The sequence below is a fragment of the Spongiimicrobium salis genome, assembly GCF_043678055.1.
GTDB classification, from domain to species: Bacteria; Bacteroidota; Bacteroidia; order Flavobacteriales; family Flavobacteriaceae; genus Spongiimicrobium; species Spongiimicrobium salis.
Genome location: NZ_JBHEQA010000002.1, coordinates 854,816 through 870,806 on the forward strand (window position 1 = coordinate 854,816; position 15,991 = coordinate 870,806).

Annotated in this window: 13 protein-coding genes; 5 read left to right on the forward strand and 8 right to left on the reverse strand. The window is 38.0% G+C overall.

Annotation, left to right across the window (positions count from 1 at the left end; genetic code table 11):
• Positions 1–4 precede the first annotated feature (4 nt).
• The 4 genes from ACEXOE_RS13060 to ACEXOE_RS13075 all read right to left on the reverse strand — a co-directional run bounded on the left by ACEXOE_RS13060 (position 5) and on the right by ACEXOE_RS13075 (position 3,706).
• On the reverse strand, positions 5–586 hold the full coding sequence (locus ACEXOE_RS13060) for a YceI family protein (RefSeq protein WP_394749253.1): 582 nt from the start codon (positions 584–586) through the stop codon (positions 5–7).
• Between the two features lie 109 nt (positions 587–695).
• A complete protein-coding gene (locus ACEXOE_RS13065) occupies positions 696–1,814 on the reverse strand; it encodes a helix-turn-helix domain-containing protein (protein WP_394749254.1) in 1,119 nt (372 codons plus the stop codon).
• 87 nt (positions 1,815–1,901) lie between these two features.
• Positions 1,902–2,594 (reverse strand): LytR/AlgR family response regulator transcription factor, encoded by a 693-nt coding sequence (locus tag ACEXOE_RS13070; RefSeq protein ID WP_394749255.1) that lies wholly within the window; start codon positions 2,592–2,594, stop codon positions 1,902–1,904.
• Positions 2,591–3,706 carry a sensor histidine kinase gene (locus ACEXOE_RS13075; protein ID WP_394749256.1) on the reverse strand — a complete coding sequence of 372 codons (1,116 nt, stop codon included), beginning with the start codon at positions 3,704–3,706 and terminating at the stop codon, positions 2,591–2,593. Before ACEXOE_RS13075 ends, ACEXOE_RS13070 begins: the two co-directional genes overlap by 4 nt.
• A gap of 201 nt (positions 3,707–3,907) precedes the next feature.
• Between ACEXOE_RS13075 and ACEXOE_RS13080 the strand changes: the two genes are divergently transcribed.
• Both ACEXOE_RS13080 and ACEXOE_RS13085 read left to right on the forward strand, forming a co-directional pair.
• Positions 3,908–4,798 (forward strand): ABC transporter ATP-binding protein, encoded by an 891-nt coding sequence (locus ACEXOE_RS13080; protein WP_394749257.1) that lies wholly within the window; start codon positions 3,908–3,910, stop codon positions 4,796–4,798.
• Position 4,799: 1 nt separating this feature from the next.
• Complete coding sequence (locus ACEXOE_RS13085) at positions 4,800–8,363, forward strand: ABC transporter permease/M1 family aminopeptidase (RefSeq protein ID WP_394749258.1); 3,564 nt, start codon at positions 4,800–4,802, stop codon at positions 8,361–8,363.
• Between the two features lie 129 nt (positions 8,364–8,492).
• On the opposite strand, the gene ACEXOE_RS13090 is transcribed toward ACEXOE_RS13085, so the two are convergent.
• Both ACEXOE_RS13090 and ACEXOE_RS13095 read right to left on the reverse strand, forming a co-directional pair.
• Positions 8,493–8,993, reverse strand: a complete 501-nt coding sequence (locus ACEXOE_RS13090; RefSeq protein ID WP_394749259.1) for a DoxX family protein — start codon at positions 8,991–8,993, stop codon at positions 8,493–8,495.
• Between the two features lie 112 nt (positions 8,994–9,105).
• The gene (locus tag ACEXOE_RS13095) at positions 9,106–10,314 is read right to left on the reverse strand and encodes a helix-turn-helix domain-containing protein (protein WP_394749260.1); all 1,209 of its coding nucleotides are present in this window, start codon (positions 10,312–10,314) and stop codon (positions 9,106–9,108) included.
• 200 nt (positions 10,315–10,514) lie between these two features.
• Here ACEXOE_RS13095 and ACEXOE_RS13100 point away from each other — a divergent pair, with 200 nt between their 5' ends.
• Positions 10,515–11,138, forward strand: coding sequence for a hypothetical protein (locus ACEXOE_RS13100; protein ID WP_394749261.1), 624 nt, complete (start codon positions 10,515–10,517; stop codon positions 11,136–11,138).
• Between the two features lie 90 nt (positions 11,139–11,228).
• Positions 11,229–12,389, forward strand: a complete 1,161-nt coding sequence (gene uxuA / locus ACEXOE_RS13105) for a mannonate dehydratase (protein WP_394749631.1) — start codon at positions 11,229–11,231, stop codon at positions 12,387–12,389.
• A 7-nt stretch (positions 12,390–12,396) separates the two neighbouring features.
• On the opposite strand, the gene ACEXOE_RS13110 is transcribed toward uxuA, so the two are convergent.
• Both ACEXOE_RS13110 and ACEXOE_RS13115 read right to left on the reverse strand, forming a co-directional pair.
• A complete protein-coding gene (locus tag ACEXOE_RS13110) occupies positions 12,397–13,713 on the reverse strand; it encodes a gluconate:H+ symporter (RefSeq protein ID WP_394749262.1) in 1,317 nt (438 codons plus the stop codon).
• A 160-nt stretch (positions 13,714–13,873) separates the two neighbouring features.
• Positions 13,874–14,995, reverse strand: a complete 1,122-nt coding sequence (locus ACEXOE_RS13115) for an MBL fold metallo-hydrolase (protein WP_394749263.1) — start codon at positions 14,993–14,995, stop codon at positions 13,874–13,876.
• Positions 14,996–15,234: 239 nt separating this feature from the next.
• Here ACEXOE_RS13115 and ACEXOE_RS13120 point away from each other — a divergent pair, with 239 nt between their 5' ends.
• Positions 15,235–15,942, forward strand: a complete 708-nt coding sequence (locus tag ACEXOE_RS13120) for a Bax inhibitor-1/YccA family protein (RefSeq protein WP_394749264.1) — start codon at positions 15,235–15,237, stop codon at positions 15,940–15,942.
• The last annotated feature ends 49 nt before the right edge of the window (positions 15,943–15,991 follow it).

Genomic DNA, 15,991 nt, shown 5'->3' on the forward strand with positions numbered 1-15,991 from the left:
CATATTATTCCGCTAGCGCCAGTATAATCAGGGTAATCTTTACCTCATCTCCCACAATAGAAGTTCCCGAAGGAAGCTTGGCATTAAACCTAATCCCGAAATCCTGTCTGTTTATGGTAATGGAAGAAGTAAAGGCAATGGATTGTTTTTTCGTAGGAAGGTCCAGTAAAGGCCCTTTGATCGAAAAAGGCAATTGTACTTCCTTCGTTATGCCATGAATAGTGAGATCTCCCCTAAAATACTGCTTTCCATCCTTCACCATGGTTTCCTTGGCAGAAAAACGAATTTCCGGATAGGTTGCGGCATCCAAGAAAGCTTTGCTCTTCACTGCCGCTTCGCCCCCAGCATTATTGGCGTCATAGCTATCTACCTGTATGATGGCATTTGCCATAGTTTTGTCCGGGGCATCCGCATCATAGGCAATGGTGCCCGATATGGCCTTAAATCTTCCAACCACATCGACCACCCCAAATCGATCTACCTGTATTTGCACTGTACTGTGACCACTGTCTATCGCATAGTTTTGTGCGCTTAGTATGGAAGAGAAAAATAAAAGAACTGGAATAAAAATACCTTTGAGTTTCATTATTGCTATGTTTATGATGATGTCCCAATGTTAGGGAATCCCATAGCACTTATCGACAATCTTTATAAAAGTTGTCCCTTTATTATTGGAATTGATAGAAAATTAACACCTAAAGTCCTTTTCTATAGGCCGAAGGTGTTTTTGATGTAAATTTTTTAAAGGCGTTGACAAAAGAAGTTTTATTGTTGAATCCGGCATCAAAAGAAATCTGCAACAAATTCTTTTCTGGAAAAGAACGCATCAGGTATTGGGCCTCTTTTACCCGATGCTTATTGATAAAATCAAAGAAGGAACAATGATAATGCTCGTTGATCACTTGTGATACATGATGGGCACTTACCCCGAGTTTTGTAGCAAGATCTTTTATCCTTAGGTCATTAAGCAAATACATTTTTTCCTTATCCATAAGAAGCGTCAGGTCTTTCAATATTTTGGCTTTCTCTTCTTCTTTTAGATTTGAAGCTTGATATTTTTGGTTGGACGAAGGTACTTTACGCCAATGGAGACCGGAGAGGTAATACCCAATGGAATAGATGAAAAAACCCATGGGAACGGCATAAATATAGTCCAAAGACCTGCTGTAAAAATCGCTTTTAAATAATATATAGAGATATAAAGAGGCGAAGACCAAAGTAATGATCAAGAGCGCATTAAAAAGGTGTAACCATACTACTTCATTGATATTGGAATATTGGTTTTTCAATTTCCGATTGTAGGAAGTTATCATCTTAAAATTATACAATAGATATGCTCCCAGATGAAGAAATTGTAGGTAAAACACCGTGGAATATAAATATTCAAAGAAGGTGGTGGTCTTTGGTCTATGATCAAAAACGGCCAACATACCATAATGTACTTGTCTTGTACTCAATAGGGAATCATTTAACAAAGGAATGGCTAAAACAAAAACAATGAAGGGCAATAGATGCAGGGCCGCTCTTATCCCAAACTTCCAATCGGTCTTGGTGAGGGCACTATAAAAATAATAGACCAATGGCCCTGCCAAAAGCCAACTCCCGTAGCGTGTTCCGTAAAAGGAGTTTAGTGGAATACTAAAACGTGTTCTAATGGACAGGAATTCCAATAATATCCAAACCATGAATGCCATGAGCACCCCTAAATAGACATTTGCCCTAACCCCTTTTCGTTGCTTAGAAAATAGAAGCACGCTAAGGGTAAACAATCCTTGCGCTACAAAAATTAAGATTACTATTGACCAAACATCCAAAATACACTATGATTTTATACCGATTGAAATGTATAAAATAATTGTGAAAACAGCTTCAAATTCGTATGAATTAAAAGCATTTGGTGCTTAAGTATGATATAATTTGCTTACAACGCTCTTATACGTTCTTCCAATAGGCACTATATGGGTATTGATCCGTATTCGATTTCCCTCAATTTGCCGGATTTTGTCCAGAGCGATGATAAAGGATTTATGTACCCGTAAAAATTGGGCGACCGGCAATACGCTTTCATAATACGATATCCCTTCGTGACTGACGATGTACTCTTCCTGAATATAAATTTTCGTGTAGTTCCCATAGGCTTCAACAAACAAGATTTCATCTAGTTTGATCTGGTGGTATTTTTTATCCCCTTTGACAAAAAAACTACGTTGTTGAGGCGAGGATTCCGTATGCGGCAATGGGGTAACCATTGTTGTTCCCTTATTGACCGCCTTAACAAAGCGTTCAAAGCTAAAGGGCTTCAATAAATAGTCTGCGATATTTAGCTCATAGCCTTCAAGAGCGAATTCCTTATAAGCTGTAGTCACAATGACCTTTGGCGGAAAAGAAAGGGTTTTCAAGAATTCAAAGCCTGTAAGTTTGGGCATATTTAAATCCAAAAACATTAAATCTACGTTAGTCCCATTAAGAAACTGCATGGCTTCCAAGGCATTGTAACAGTTCTTTTTGAGTTCCAAATGAGGTAACATACCGCAAAATTCTTCAATCAATTCATGGGCCAAGGGTTCATCGTCTACAATTATATAGCTGATCATTGTTTTTTAAGTATTAGGTCTACCTTAAATTTTGTAATATCCCTATCAATATGCAGTTGATGGGAGTCTGGATATATCAATAGCAATCTACGTTTTAAATTCTCTAATCCAATTCCTTTCTCTTCTTCACTTTCCGAATCATCAAAGTTGTTTTCAATAAAAAAATGGATTTGCTTTTGGTCACTGTACAACTTAATCTGTACATATGCACCATTCGTCAACTTCTCTACCCCATGTTTAAAGGCATTTTCCAAAAGGATGATAAATAATAAAGGAGCTATTTCATCGTCAGGCAAAACATGATGTTCAAACTGAATACTGACATTTTTTTGATGTCGAATCTCATGAAGTGCAATATAATTTTTTAAGTAGGTGATTTCTTCCGAAAGTTTCACACGTTCATTTTTGCCCTCATAAATCGTATAGCGCATCATATCGGACAATTTCAAAATCACTTCAGGTGCCTTTTCGGAATGTTTTACCGTCAAGGCGTACAAATTGTTCAAAGTATTAAAAAAGAAATGGGGATTCACCTGACTCTTCAAAAGTTCCAGTTCTGCTTTGGATTTTTCTGACTTAATCGTATTAAACCACTTCCATTGTTCGTATAACCATATCCCAATTAGGATTGGAATAGGTAGTATTAAAAGGTTGAAAGCTCTTTGATGATACAGTATTTCATAATTTTCCTGAAGTCTCAGGTAAAAAAAATAAGCCAAAATTAAGCCATAGCCTACTAAGATCAATACTTTGTATTTTATAAAAAAAGAAGGAAAGAAAAGATAGGAAACTCCTAACCAAAAGAGCACCATAAGGAAAATAACTATGGGATGATCAGGAATCTTAAAATAATCATCCGCTCCAAATATCATAAAGGAAATGACAAACAATACCAGAATTTTAATCAGTAGACTCTTCTTCCCTTTGATATATTTAAAATGATGTAATCCAAAAGAGACGAGTAGCCACCAAAACCCAAAAATAAGTGCGGTTTCCAAAGGTTCATCTTTGGGAATTCGGATAAATCCCACATAGGATAGGCATAAGACTACTAGCCCTACTATAATTGCTCCTAACCCATAGGCTATATAATTTTTCAGAAAACGTATCATATCCCAAAATTACAGTTGTAAAATTGGCAGCGCAAACAAATTGACAAATAGCATCAATTTTTGCATCAACGACCTGCTTTCTTCCACAAGATTCCTTTCATATGTCCTAGAGCACCTTCCATGTACAAAAGAGTGACAGAAATCAATTTTATTAGTAAACGTTGATGTTCAAAAATAGATTTGTCATAAAATATCAAACCAATGAATACACTTAAAATTACGAACTTGTCAAAAACATATCCCAATGGAGTAAAAGCTTTGGATGCCATTGACTTGGACATTACCAATGGGATGTTTGGTCTTCTAGGCGCCAATGGCGCAGGAAAATCCAGTTTAATGCGTACTATTGCTGCGCTTCAAGAGCCTTCCTCCGGTGTAGTCCTATTCAATAACACTGATATTATTCAGACACCTCAAGAAGTTAGAAAGCATTTGGGATATTTACCTCAAGAATTTGGTGTCTATCCTAAAATATCTGCACAAAAACTTTTAGAACATTTGGCCATTTTAAAGGGTGTTTTGAACAAAAAGGAACGTAAGACCCAAGTAAAGGCCCTACTACAGCAAACCAATTTATACCAACACCGTAAAAAATCGGTATACACCTTTTCCGGGGGAATGAAACAACGTTTTGGAATTGCCCAAGCGCTACTTGCCAATCCGCAACTTATTATAGTGGATGAACCCACAGCAGGTTTAGATCCAGAAGAACGGAACCGGTTTTTAAATCTTCTTAGTGAGATTGGTCAAAACATCATTGTCATCCTTTCTACGCATATTGTTGAAGACATCAAAGAACTATGTACTCAAATGGCAATTTTGGCGGAAGGTAAAATTATAGCAAAAGGACATCCCAATGCTTTGGTCCAAACGATTTCCAATAAGGTATGGAGTAAGATTATCCCTAAGGAAGCATTGAACGTTTATCAAGAAAACTATCAAGTGATTTCCACAAGACTTATTGCCAGCGAAACCCAAATCAAAGTATTGTCAGAAACAGCCCCTGGTCCTGATTTTAATTCGGTCAATGCTGGATTGGAGGACTATTATTTTACTCAAATGTATTTTCACCATACTATAAAAAACGACTAATATGCTACGATTATTACTAGGTTTTGAAGCATTATACCAATCAAAACAACGTGCCCTGCCTTTACTTGCAATCATTTTTGGTTTTTTTGGTTTTTTTGTCGGAGGCGTAGGTCAAGCTCCCGCTTTAGTAGACTTTAATTCCGCCTATCAAATCAGTTATTACACGAGTACTTTTTCTTTGTCAAGTGTTTTTATTATCATGTTCTTTTCAGTCAGCGGAGTACTTCGGGACAGCAATTATCAAATGGATGTACTCATTTACAGTACTTCCCTCAAAAAAGGATATTTTTTCTGGAGCCGCTTTATAGGTATATTTTTATTCAGTGTTCTCGCATTTAGCCTTTTTTTACCTGGGTTTTTAATGGGGTTATCCATTTCTGATCTAGATTCTTCCCGGATTGCTCCTTTTGAAATAAAAAAATATTTGTGGGTATTCTTTGTCATTATTGTGCCTAACATTTTCATTTGTACATCGCTTATTTTTTCAGTCAGCATTCTTTCAAAAAATGCACTTGCCACATACTCCAGTGCCGTATTGATTTATATTTTATACTTCTTAAGTGCATTTTATTCCAATTCCCCTTTACTCGCTGCTTCAGTACCGGCATCGCCAAGTCAAATGACTGTTGCGGCACTGGCAGACCCTTTTTCCATAACTACTTTTTATGAACATACTCAATTCTGGACTCCTGCAGATAAAAACAAAAACATGTTATCTTTTAGTGGTTTATATTTCTGGAACAGAGTACTTTGGACCGTATTCTCTTTTTTACTTTTAGCAGGGACCTACCGTTTGTTTTCCTATAGAAAATCGCTTCAGAAAATCAAGAAAAAGAAACTTGAGGCTATTGTGCAACCCCATGTTCTGGCTTATTTTTCTGTGTCCGCACATATAGATTTGAAAACCCAATGGCTATCTTTTTGGTCCTCCCTTTGGATAGACATCAAAGCCATTTTTAAAAGCCTTCCCTTTCTTGTCATCGTGTTGATTCTTTTTAGCAGTTCCGTTATGGAGTTATATTCAAGGATATTTGAAGGTGGTTCTTACGGTGATAGTTGGTATCCTTATACCAATTTGCTTATCGAAATTGTTATGGAGCTTGTACCTATGCTCGGACTTATTCTTATTGTCTTTTACAGTGGAGAGTTAATTTGGCGAGCGCGAAACTACAAATTTGAGGGTATTCTGAACACCACCCCGGCCTTAAATTGGGTCTTTTTCTTATCCAAACTTGTAACTTTGCTCTTGCTTCCCGTATTTCTGATATTTACCGTAATTCTAGTTTGTATTGCTTTTCAGCTAACCAACGGACATTTTGATTTGGAAATAGGGCAATACCTCGCCCTCTTCTATTATTACGGTGTTCCAATGTACATTGCTGTAATGGTTGCTGTTTTCATTCAAGGAATACTCAACAATAAGTATTTGGGTATGGGGATTGCCGCCTTTGTATTGTTGTTTTTAAGCACTCCCCTTGCCAGTAATCTGGGGATTGAACACCCTATGCTTCGGATTGGAAGTTTTCCAAGACCCATATACTCCAATATGGCCGGTTATTCCATTCATACCCAAGCTTTTCATTCCTATACGGTATATTGGTTCGCATTTGCAGCACTATTGTCTATCGTTGCTTTTAAAGTATGGAAACGTGGAATCATTGGTAGTGGTTATACCATAAAAAGTATACATTTTAAAAATTGGAAACAATGGGAAGTGGTTAGTTTAAGTGTTGTTGTTCTTTTATTTTTAATAAGTGGATTTTTGCTCTATTCGGAATTAAATGTCAAACAAACCTATAGGAATTCTAATGATAGGCTAAATTATTCGGAAAATTACGAGCGTAATTTTAAAAAATATGACACTATTCCCAGACTGCATTATATTGACCTTAAGACAGAAGTTGCCTTATACCCCAATACTGAAAAATATGCGGTTTTCGCCGATTATCAGTTAATCAACAAGAACAATGTTCCCGTAACCCATTTGTTTTTAACAGAACGAAATACCTTAGCAAAGGTCAGCGTAGCTAATGCAACTTTGATTCTTAAAGACACTGTCTTTGGTACCTACCTTTTTAAATTCAACACTCCCATTCTTCCCAAAGAAAGGGCAAGATTACGTTATAATTTTGTAAAACAATCCTCTCCTTTTCAGATTGACAGACGCATCGTCAAAAATGGGACTTATATACGGCATGAAGAATTTGAACCTGTCTTGGGGTATTATCGTTCCTATGAATTATTTGATTCTCATGAACGTAAAAAACGAGGCCTTCCTCCAAAAGAAGTGGAAACACTAAGGGATCAACACCTTTTTGACCCTAAAGTAGGTTATGGCAATATTTGGTTTGAAACTATTGTATCTACTTCCGGAAATCAAACGGCTCTAGCGCCTGGCAATCTTCAACGTCAATGGACAGAAAATGGGAGGAATTTCTTTCATTATAAATTCCCTGAAAAAAACGTGCCATCACTAGCTTACTTCTCTGCAGATTACACTTTAAAAAAAGATAAGTATCATGATATTTCATTGGAGTATTATTACGAAAATGGACACGAAATGAACCATAGTACCATAAATAACAGTACTAAGAATACCTTGGCCTATTGCATAGATCAGTTTGGAAATTATACCTTAAACCACTTAAGAATTGCAGAGATTCCCTCTTATCACAGTTTTGGAGGTGCTGCACATCCCGGATTGATCAATATGGTGGAAGACAATTTATATCTCATCGACATTCGGGCGACTCCTACCTTTGATTTGGTCTCCAAACGCACCATACATGAAGTTGCACATCAGTGGTGGGGTATGATCCTGACGCCAAAAAATGTGGAAGGAGCTGCTTTTTTTGTCGAAGGTTTTGCGAAATATACCGAAAGTATAGTCTTGGAAAAAATGTATGGAAAAGGCGCTTTGTGGCAGCTCAATAAACAATCCAATAATAGCTATTTCAGTGGTCGTACCTTTGCTACCGCTAAGGAACCTCCCATGTATTTGGAAGATGGAGAATACTATCTGGCCTATGGAAAGAGTAGTCTTATTCTACAATCGCTTCGAGATCTCATTGGAGAAACCAAGTTAAATACCGTATTGAAAACACTTACACAACGGCATGGCATGGAAGATGAGTATGAGGTACATACACTAGAGTTTATGGAGGAACTCTATAAAGAAACACCTTTGGAATATCATAAACTTGTAGACGACTGGATGAAGGAAGTGATACGCTATGATCTTGCTATTGGAGATACTTCTTATAAGCAATTGGCCAATGGAAATTATGAGCTTAGTATAGCGCTCCAAGCAAAACGTTTTAAACAATTGAACAATGGTGAAGAAAAAGAGATTCCCATTAATGAACCCATACAAATTGGGCTCTTTAAAGAACACCCCAAGTCTTTACAGACAGAGGATACGCCTATTTATTTAAAAGCGCATATCATAAACAAAGCAGAGACCCTGTTAAAAATAGAAGTTGAAACACTTCCTAAAATGATTGCCATAGATCCTTTTTTAACACGTATAGATCGAGTATTCATCGATAATATAAAGGAACTCTAAAGAAAACCCAAATACCCATCTTGCCAGTATAGGTATATCCTGTACTGGCAATCCTATGGAGTATTGATATTGCCCTAAATATATCCTTAATAGCAAGTTTCTGTACTGAGATCTCTATAGAATCCTCTATCATTTGTGTATATCTCTCGCCATTCTTTTCGCAATGACATAATCCAATCCAAAACGACCAGAGCCCAAAACCAAACTATAGAGCATTACCCATAAAAACCCCAATGCAGGAAGCATCCCCCATACTCCCTGATCCCATTTTTGAAAAAATACGGCCACCATCATCGTACAGCCGATAAAAAAGGCTGCTACCCTAGTCTTAAGACCCAAGGCTAGAAACAGACCACCGATGGCTTCACTAGCCGCACCGAGCCATGCAAAAAGGACGGGGCTTAGGGCAAAGACTCCGCCATATGACGCAATATCCTCCACAAACCAATCCGAAACTTCAAATAGGGATAAGTTTTTATCTGAAGGAGTCCATGGCATTCCAAATTTGGAAGCCCCAAAATCAAGAGCCAATAGAAGTCCGCAGCACAGCCGTGGTATTGCCAATATACCATCGTTTAGAAGCGTGTTTTGCAAGACTGGTGTTAGTACTTTTTTAAATAGCGTTTTCATTTTTAACTGTTTTTATTTCGCTTTTCAAAATTGCGAAACAAAGCCGCTACCAGGGATTCAATTCGTGAAAATGAAGGCTCACCCACGAATTGAGACTCCTTAAACGAAGTAACTATTTTAACGTATTGATAAATTCAGATGGAGAAGTTCCTACCATTTTTCTAAAGACCCTATTGAAGGTGGCCTTACTATTAAACCCGCATTCATACGCTATTCCACTCAGCGATAATTCAAGGTGTTTCTTTTCGCGAAGCATTTGTTTTACGGCTGTAATGCGATATCCATTTACAAAATCATTAAACTTCAGGTGGAAACCCTTATTAATGACTACCGAAAGTTCTTCGCGGGACATTCCCAATTCCTTTGCCAAACTTACCAAAGTCAAATCAGGATTTAAATAGGGGCTTGCGTTTTGAAAATACCTGTTGATTACTTCTTTCTTGGCTTTCAATTTTTCCGATATGCCTCTTCCTTCCCCGTCCTCTTTTTTGGTATGCTCTGTCCTACTCCTTTTTTGAGTGAAGTTGAAATGATCATATTCCAGACCCAAACCTCTTAAATTATCGGTAACCGTAAAATATCCTTTCACGCCAATATAAATGATAGCAATGGTTGAAAAGAAATGATACCACCATTCCTGAGTCCAGCTTAAATCCAACATCACATCATTTACAAGGGTTTGTATGTTGTGGAAGACAAATAAGAACGTATAGATGTATAGAAAGTTTCGAAGCCAATTTAATTCCACTTTATAGGTATTTGAAAAGAAATCTTGTATTCTCATTCGGTACATGAAGAAAAGCTGAAAGCTAAGGACCAAATAGGTCAACATTTGCAAGGTAGAAAATAGACCAACAATGGGATCTAAATAGGGCCACTGAAAATTAATTACAAGAAATCCATTTTGTGCATTCCCAAAATCTGGCAAAGAGGCATCATAAACAAGAATAAACCCTTTTATTAAAAAATAAATTCCCCAGGGAATAAAGTGGGCGTAGTACTTTCTTTTAAATCTAAAGGTCGCACTTGTTATGGCCCGTACATAAAAATAAATTAGTGGCGCCATCAACATTGAAAGGTCAATTAAATAGTAATTGATCTTCGTATTTCTATAGGTATCGTACCAATCCATAAAACCAATGGTATAGGTAGTTCTATGATAGCAGGTTATTCCCAGAATCAATGCCAGTATAATATCCGAAAGTAGCTTCTTTTGAAGGTACCTTCCAAAAAGCAAGAAGGCAAAAATTAAACCTTGCACAGATAAGATGAGTAATGGGGTGCTGTATATGTTAAAATTTGGAAAACTTAAGAAATACATGTACAAGGCGTGGGTTTCATTATAAGGCTAAAAATAGGGGAAATATATCAGTATATTAAAGTACCGTATCGGGAAACGATCTTGTAATTATCAAAAAACAACGGTAAAACATCCATAAAATATGCATCTTAAGTACATTTGTAAGGAATCCTATCTAAATAATACTAAATTTGCAATAATTCATTATTCAATACATCATTATGCAACCCTTGATTCTTCATCACGAATCTATGCTTTCAGGAAATTTTAAGCGGTCTTCCGTGAATTTTTTATTTGTATTTCAAGTCAATTGTCCGGGCTGTTTTTTGTACGGTATTCCACTAGTGAACGCATTGTACGAAGAATTTGGGAATGAGGTTTCCTTTTTAGGGCTATCTACGGCCTTTGAAGATTATAACTATAATACCTCGGACAATACCAAGGCGTTGATTTCAAATGGGGAACTTATTGGGGAAACCAAAAAAGCTTTAAAACAACATGGCTTAGATAGCTATCCAAATCCCCTTGTATTTCCTATTGCTATGGACAAAAAATCCGATGATTCCTTCAATTTTAAGGAAGCTGCCGAGCAAATTTGCCAAAGCAGTTCACGGTATCAAATGTCAAGCGAAGAGGAACAAATTCCATTTTTAAACCAAGTCATCCATTATCTAAAAAATCAGCCCCAGCTGTCATTGACCTTTACCCTTAATCAACTTAGAGGTACGCCAACATTTATTATTTTCAATGAAAATTATGATATGCTGTATCATCAATTTGGCCACGTAGAATACCAGACATTACAGTTGCAATTGAAAGAATGTCTTACCAAAACCAAACCATAAGTTCTCTTTAATACCTCTGGACCCAGATTTTAATTTTTATTTTTGTTTTAGGTAAAACAATGCCATAAAATGAATAATCAACTCAAAATGATGGAACAGACTATGCGCTGGTTTGGGCCCAAAGATGTAGTATCCCTATCCGATATTCAACAAGCTGGGGCAACAGCTGTAGTTACTGCGCTTCATGAATACCCAAATGGTCAGGTATGGGATGTAGCGGCCATTAGGCAAAGAAAATCTATGATCGTCCAACATGGATTGAAATGGGCTGTTGTGGAAAGTGTTCCGATCCATGAAGATATCAAAACAAGAAGTGGAGACTTTGAAACCTATATCGATGCCTATAAAGAAACATTGATCAATTTGGCTTCTGAAGGCATCCGGACCGTCTGCTATAACTTTATGCCGGTTTTGGACTGGACCAGAACACATCTCTCCTACTCACTTGCACATGGAGGGAAAGCATTGCGTTTTGAGCCTATTGCCCTAGCCGCATTTGATTGTTTTATTCTGGAACGCGAGAATGCCAAGAAGGAGTATTCTCCCCATATTTTGAAGGAGGCCGAAGCATATTTCTCCGAAATGACTCCAGAGCACAAAAAGGAGTTGATTCAAAATTGTATTGCCGGTTTGCCCGGGGCAGAAGAGGGATATACATTGAAGGACTTCCGGAATGCCTTACTTAGGTACAAGGATATTGCCCCTGAAAAACTTGCTGAACATTTGACCTTATTCTTGGAAGCAATTATTCCTACTGCAGAAAAGTATGGAATACAGATGGCCATACACCCCGATGACCCCCCTTTTCCTATTTTCGGATTAGCCCGTGTAGTGAGCAGCTATAACGACCTAAGCCGTATTGTGAACCACCCTCCTAGTCCTAGTAATGGCCTTACCTTTTGTACAGGCTCTCTGGGAGTTCGGGAGGATAATGACCTCACAAAGATCATTGAGGACTTGGGGAAACATATTCATTTTGTACACTTAAGAAGCACAAAGCGCGATGGGATCGGGAATTTCTATGAAGCCAATCATCTAGAAGGCGATGTACCCATGGTTTCTGTAATACAGATGCTTTTACAAGAACAATTGAAATCCAATAAAGTAATCCCAATGCGACCTGATCATGGACATCAACTTTTGGATGATCTAAGTAAAAATACCAATCCTGGATACTCTGCTATTGGGAGGCTCAAAGGATTGGCCGAATTGCGAGGGGTTATGCATACGCTTGTTGAGCTTCAAAGATAAAGGGGGCCTAGACAAATAAATCTAGCACCAAAACCCCGATCAATCCCATTACCCCAACCGTGGTTTCCATGACTGTCCATGTTCGGAAGGTATCTTTTACGCTAAGGTTAAAGTATTCCTTAAACATCCAAAAACCACTGTCATTGACATGGGAAAGCATTAAACTTCCAGATCCAATAGCCAATACCATTAATTCTGGGCTTGTTCCCCCTTGCGTAACCAGAGGCAGTGCTATCCCGGCTGTGGTCAGTCCCGCTACGGTGGCAGACCCCACACAAACACGTAATACCGTAGCAATTAGCCATGCCAATATTAATGGGGACAATCCGGAACTTGCGGCCAGCTCTCCAATATAGGTACTTACTTCGCTATCGATCAGTACCTGTTTTAGTGCGCCTGCCCCTGATATCACCAATAGTACCATAGTAATACTGGAGACAGAATCTGTTAAGGAAGACATGAGTTCCTTCATGTTTTTCCCCTTAGACAGGCCCAAGGTATAAATAGCGACAAGTACGGAAATGAGCATGGCAATAACAGGGTTGCCAAGAAAAACCAACACTTCTTTAAGTACAAAATCATCTGGAACGAATTGATCCGATAAGGTCGCCATGATAATTAACAATACCGGCAATAAGGCCGTAAACAAACTTGCGCCCAAGGAAGGTAAATCTTTTTCTTCCAAAACAACGGGATTGTAGAATTCTTTTAAAGGGCTCGCCTTAATATGCTTAATGGTTCGTGCAAAAAGAGGCCCAGCAAGAATAATGGCTGGGATTGCTACAATGATACCATAAATCAATGTTTTCCCAATATTGGCTTCAAACATGGAAGCCAAAGCCGTAGGTGCAGGATGTGGCGGAAGATATCCATGGGTTACGGACAAGGAGGCAAGCATAGGCAGGCCAACATATAAAAGGGGCAATCTAGTAGACATGGCAATACTAAATACCAGAGGGATCATCATTACAAAACCTACAGAATAAAACATGGGAATACCTACAATAAAGCCGGTGAGCACTACCGCCCATTGTACATTTTTAATCCCAAATTTCTCCACTAATTTAGCCGTAATTCGTTGTGCGGCACCACTGTCGGCAATCAACTTTCCCAGCATGGCACCAAGGCCAAGGATCAACACCAAGAAGCCAAGAATGTTTCCTATTCCATTTTGAATCGCCGTAACCACACTTTGCAATTCCATCCCCAATGCAATCCCTACATAAAGAGAAACAATGATAAAGGCGATAAAGGCGTTGAGTTTAAATTTTATGGTAAGTAAAAGCAAAAGCAGGATTCCCGAAGCAATAATGGCAATTTCCATATAGGCTATGAATTGGTTTTAAAAATTGGAATTAATGGTATTAGAAGGGGGTAAAAATAAGAGAATAAATGAAATATCAAACAAAAGCGGCATAGAATCTCATATAATGCATAAAATGGGATAAAAAATTAAGGTATCATCGATCCCGACTCTATTCTGCTTATAATCCTTTAGGAAAATGTTTGGCAATAAAGGTTTTTGCCGTTTGTATGGTTTTCGTATTGGCCATATGATCATGGCGAACAATCCATAAATAATGTTTATAGGCCCGTTTTTTTTGATCGGTCTCCATATAAGCATCGGCCAACATTCCATGCATCCGCGCTTCCGTACCCCAATCCATATCCGGTACATTGGCGAATCCTTTTTCCAAAGTCTCAATAACTCCACTAAAATCTTTTGAAGGGAATAAGAAGCTAGCTTTATACAAATAGCCATCTACCACATGAGGAGCCGAGATAATTAGTTTTTCCATAGCGGGAAGCCCATCTTCCGGTTTTTTAGATGCGCGATAAGCCGCAAAACCCTCATTGAGCAATGCTAGTGCTTCATAGTATTCCCGAGACCATTCTTTGACATCCTTAGAAGGTTGAAATACCAGAATTCCAGATTTTACCCCTTTACCTCCCAATTCCAGGGTATTGCTATCCAAACGCTTTACCTCCTTTTTATCCTGGAGCCAATCATCTACCGGTTTCATCCAATTGGTATGCTTCGTAATTTCAGGAAGCAAATAGTGATTGGGAATATAGGTTGCTTTTTTAAAAAGTTCGTAATAGGCATCATTGGCCGGCCCTATAATATAATCCACTCCATCCAAAAGCGCCACTTCTGCTGGAGTCAATACTTCATTATCCCCAAGGTGGGCAATTTTGGTAGTTCCCACCGTTACTACCCATATGATATTGTACAACTGATTTCCAGAATCCTTCATCCGTTCAGCTCCAGCATGATTGCTAGGAATACCTTTAAATTGAATATCCTTAAACTGGTAGGTTCCCGCTTCTCGAAACACGGGCGTATGCTCACCTAAATATTTACTGGCATCATGATCAAAATGGGGGTGTGTAATCAACACAAAATCTGTTGTGACATTATCCGGAAAGGTATACCCCATTTGATTGTAGCTATGATAGGGATCTAAAAGCACCTTTGTTCCCTGATCGGATTCTATAAGGAAAGAAGCATGTGCAATATATTCAATTTTTGCTTCTTGAGCCTTCATAGAAAAGGCATATAACAGCATTAAAAGGAGCATTAGCGGAGTATTGGTGCGAGACATTTTTTCAATTTAAGGTTAGTAATATAGCTTAGAGCAGCCTAAATATAGTCGCTTTATTGTCGTATTAGAGAAAAAATAATGTTAATATCCTCTCAACTATACGAAAATAAACGCCAGTTTATGGTATACTACGTGATATAACGATTAAATTGATCACTTTAACCGAATTGCATCAGATTTAATAGTAAAATATCGTTATTCGTAACTATAAAACCAATACACAAAACAACTTCAATTTTATGGAAAATCACCCTAACCCAGAGTTTCAAATGGTCAGTCAACTTGCGAATGAAGATCGCGTTGCCTTCTATAAAAAGACCTATACACATTTAGCCGGCGCCGTACTGCTCTTTATCCTAGTAGAAACTATATTTTTTCAGATTCCGGCCGTTGTGAACTTTGCCTTATCCCTGATTGGCGGTTACAGTTGGTTATTATTATTGGGCGGATTTATGTTGGTGACCAACTATGCAGAGAACTTAGCCTTGAAAAGTCATGATACTACCAAGCATTATATTGGATTACTCCTATATGTAATTGCGGAGGCTTTTATATTTATCCCCTTAATATTTATTGCCATGACGGTTTCCGAAAATGGAACCTTCAATATTCTCAATCAGGCCGCCATACTTACTTTGTCCCTATTTACTGGACTTTCGGCTATTGTATTCATCACTAAGAAAGATTTTTCATTCTTGAAATCGGCACTGACCATTGGGTTTTTCATTGCTATTGGTCTTATTATTGCTGGAACAATATTCGGATTTAATATGGGGCTATGGTTTAGTGCCGGCATGATTGTTCTGGCCTCTGGATCCATTTTGTATCAGACATCCAATATGATTCATAAGTATCAACAAGATCAGCATGTGGCCGCCTCTTTAGGCTTGTTTGCCTCGTTAATGTTACTTTTCTGGTATATTTTGAGTATCCTTTCGAACGACTAATAAGATACCATAACTATGTTAGACGTCCTGCCCATATGCAGGACGTTTT

What these genes read in the sequence shown, in the direction of transcription:
- ACEXOE_RS13090 (WP_394749259.1), bottom strand. Translation starts at nt 8,993, where the DNA reads ATGAAAACGCTATTTAAAAAAGTACTAACACCAGTCTTGCAAAACACG.
- ACEXOE_RS13100 (WP_394749261.1), top strand. Translation starts at nt 10,515, where the DNA reads ATGCAACCCTTGATTCTTCATCACGAATCTATGCTTTCAGGAAATTTT.
- ACEXOE_RS13060 (WP_394749253.1), bottom strand. Translation starts at nt 586, where the DNA reads ATGAAACTCAAAGGTATTTTTATTCCAGTTCTTTTATTTTTCTCTTCC.
- ACEXOE_RS13120 (WP_394749264.1), top strand. Translation starts at nt 15,235, where the DNA reads ATGGAAAATCACCCTAACCCAGAGTTTCAAATGGTCAGTCAACTTGCG.
- ACEXOE_RS13075 (WP_394749256.1), bottom strand. Translation starts at nt 3,706, where the DNA reads ATGATACGTTTTCTGAAAAATTATATAGCCTATGGGTTAGGAGCAATT.
- ACEXOE_RS13085 (WP_394749258.1), top strand. Translation starts at nt 4,800, where the DNA reads ATGCTACGATTATTACTAGGTTTTGAAGCATTATACCAATCAAAACAA.
- ACEXOE_RS13095 (WP_394749260.1), bottom strand. Translation starts at nt 10,314, where the DNA reads ATGTATTTCTTAAGTTTTCCAAATTTTAACATATACAGCACCCCATTA.
- ACEXOE_RS13115 (WP_394749263.1), bottom strand. Translation starts at nt 14,995, where the DNA reads ATGTCTCGCACCAATACTCCGCTAATGCTCCTTTTAATGCTGTTATAT.
- uxuA (WP_394749631.1), top strand. Translation starts at nt 11,229, where the DNA reads ATGGAACAGACTATGCGCTGGTTTGGGCCCAAAGATGTAGTATCCCTA.
- ACEXOE_RS13070 (WP_394749255.1), bottom strand. Translation starts at nt 2,594, where the DNA reads ATGATCAGCTATATAATTGTAGACGATGAACCCTTGGCCCATGAATTG.
- ACEXOE_RS13080 (WP_394749257.1), top strand. Translation starts at nt 3,908, where the DNA reads ATGAATACACTTAAAATTACGAACTTGTCAAAAACATATCCCAATGGA.
- ACEXOE_RS13110 (WP_394749262.1), bottom strand. Translation starts at nt 13,713, where the DNA reads ATGGAAATTGCCATTATTGCTTCGGGAATCCTGCTTTTGCTTTTACTT.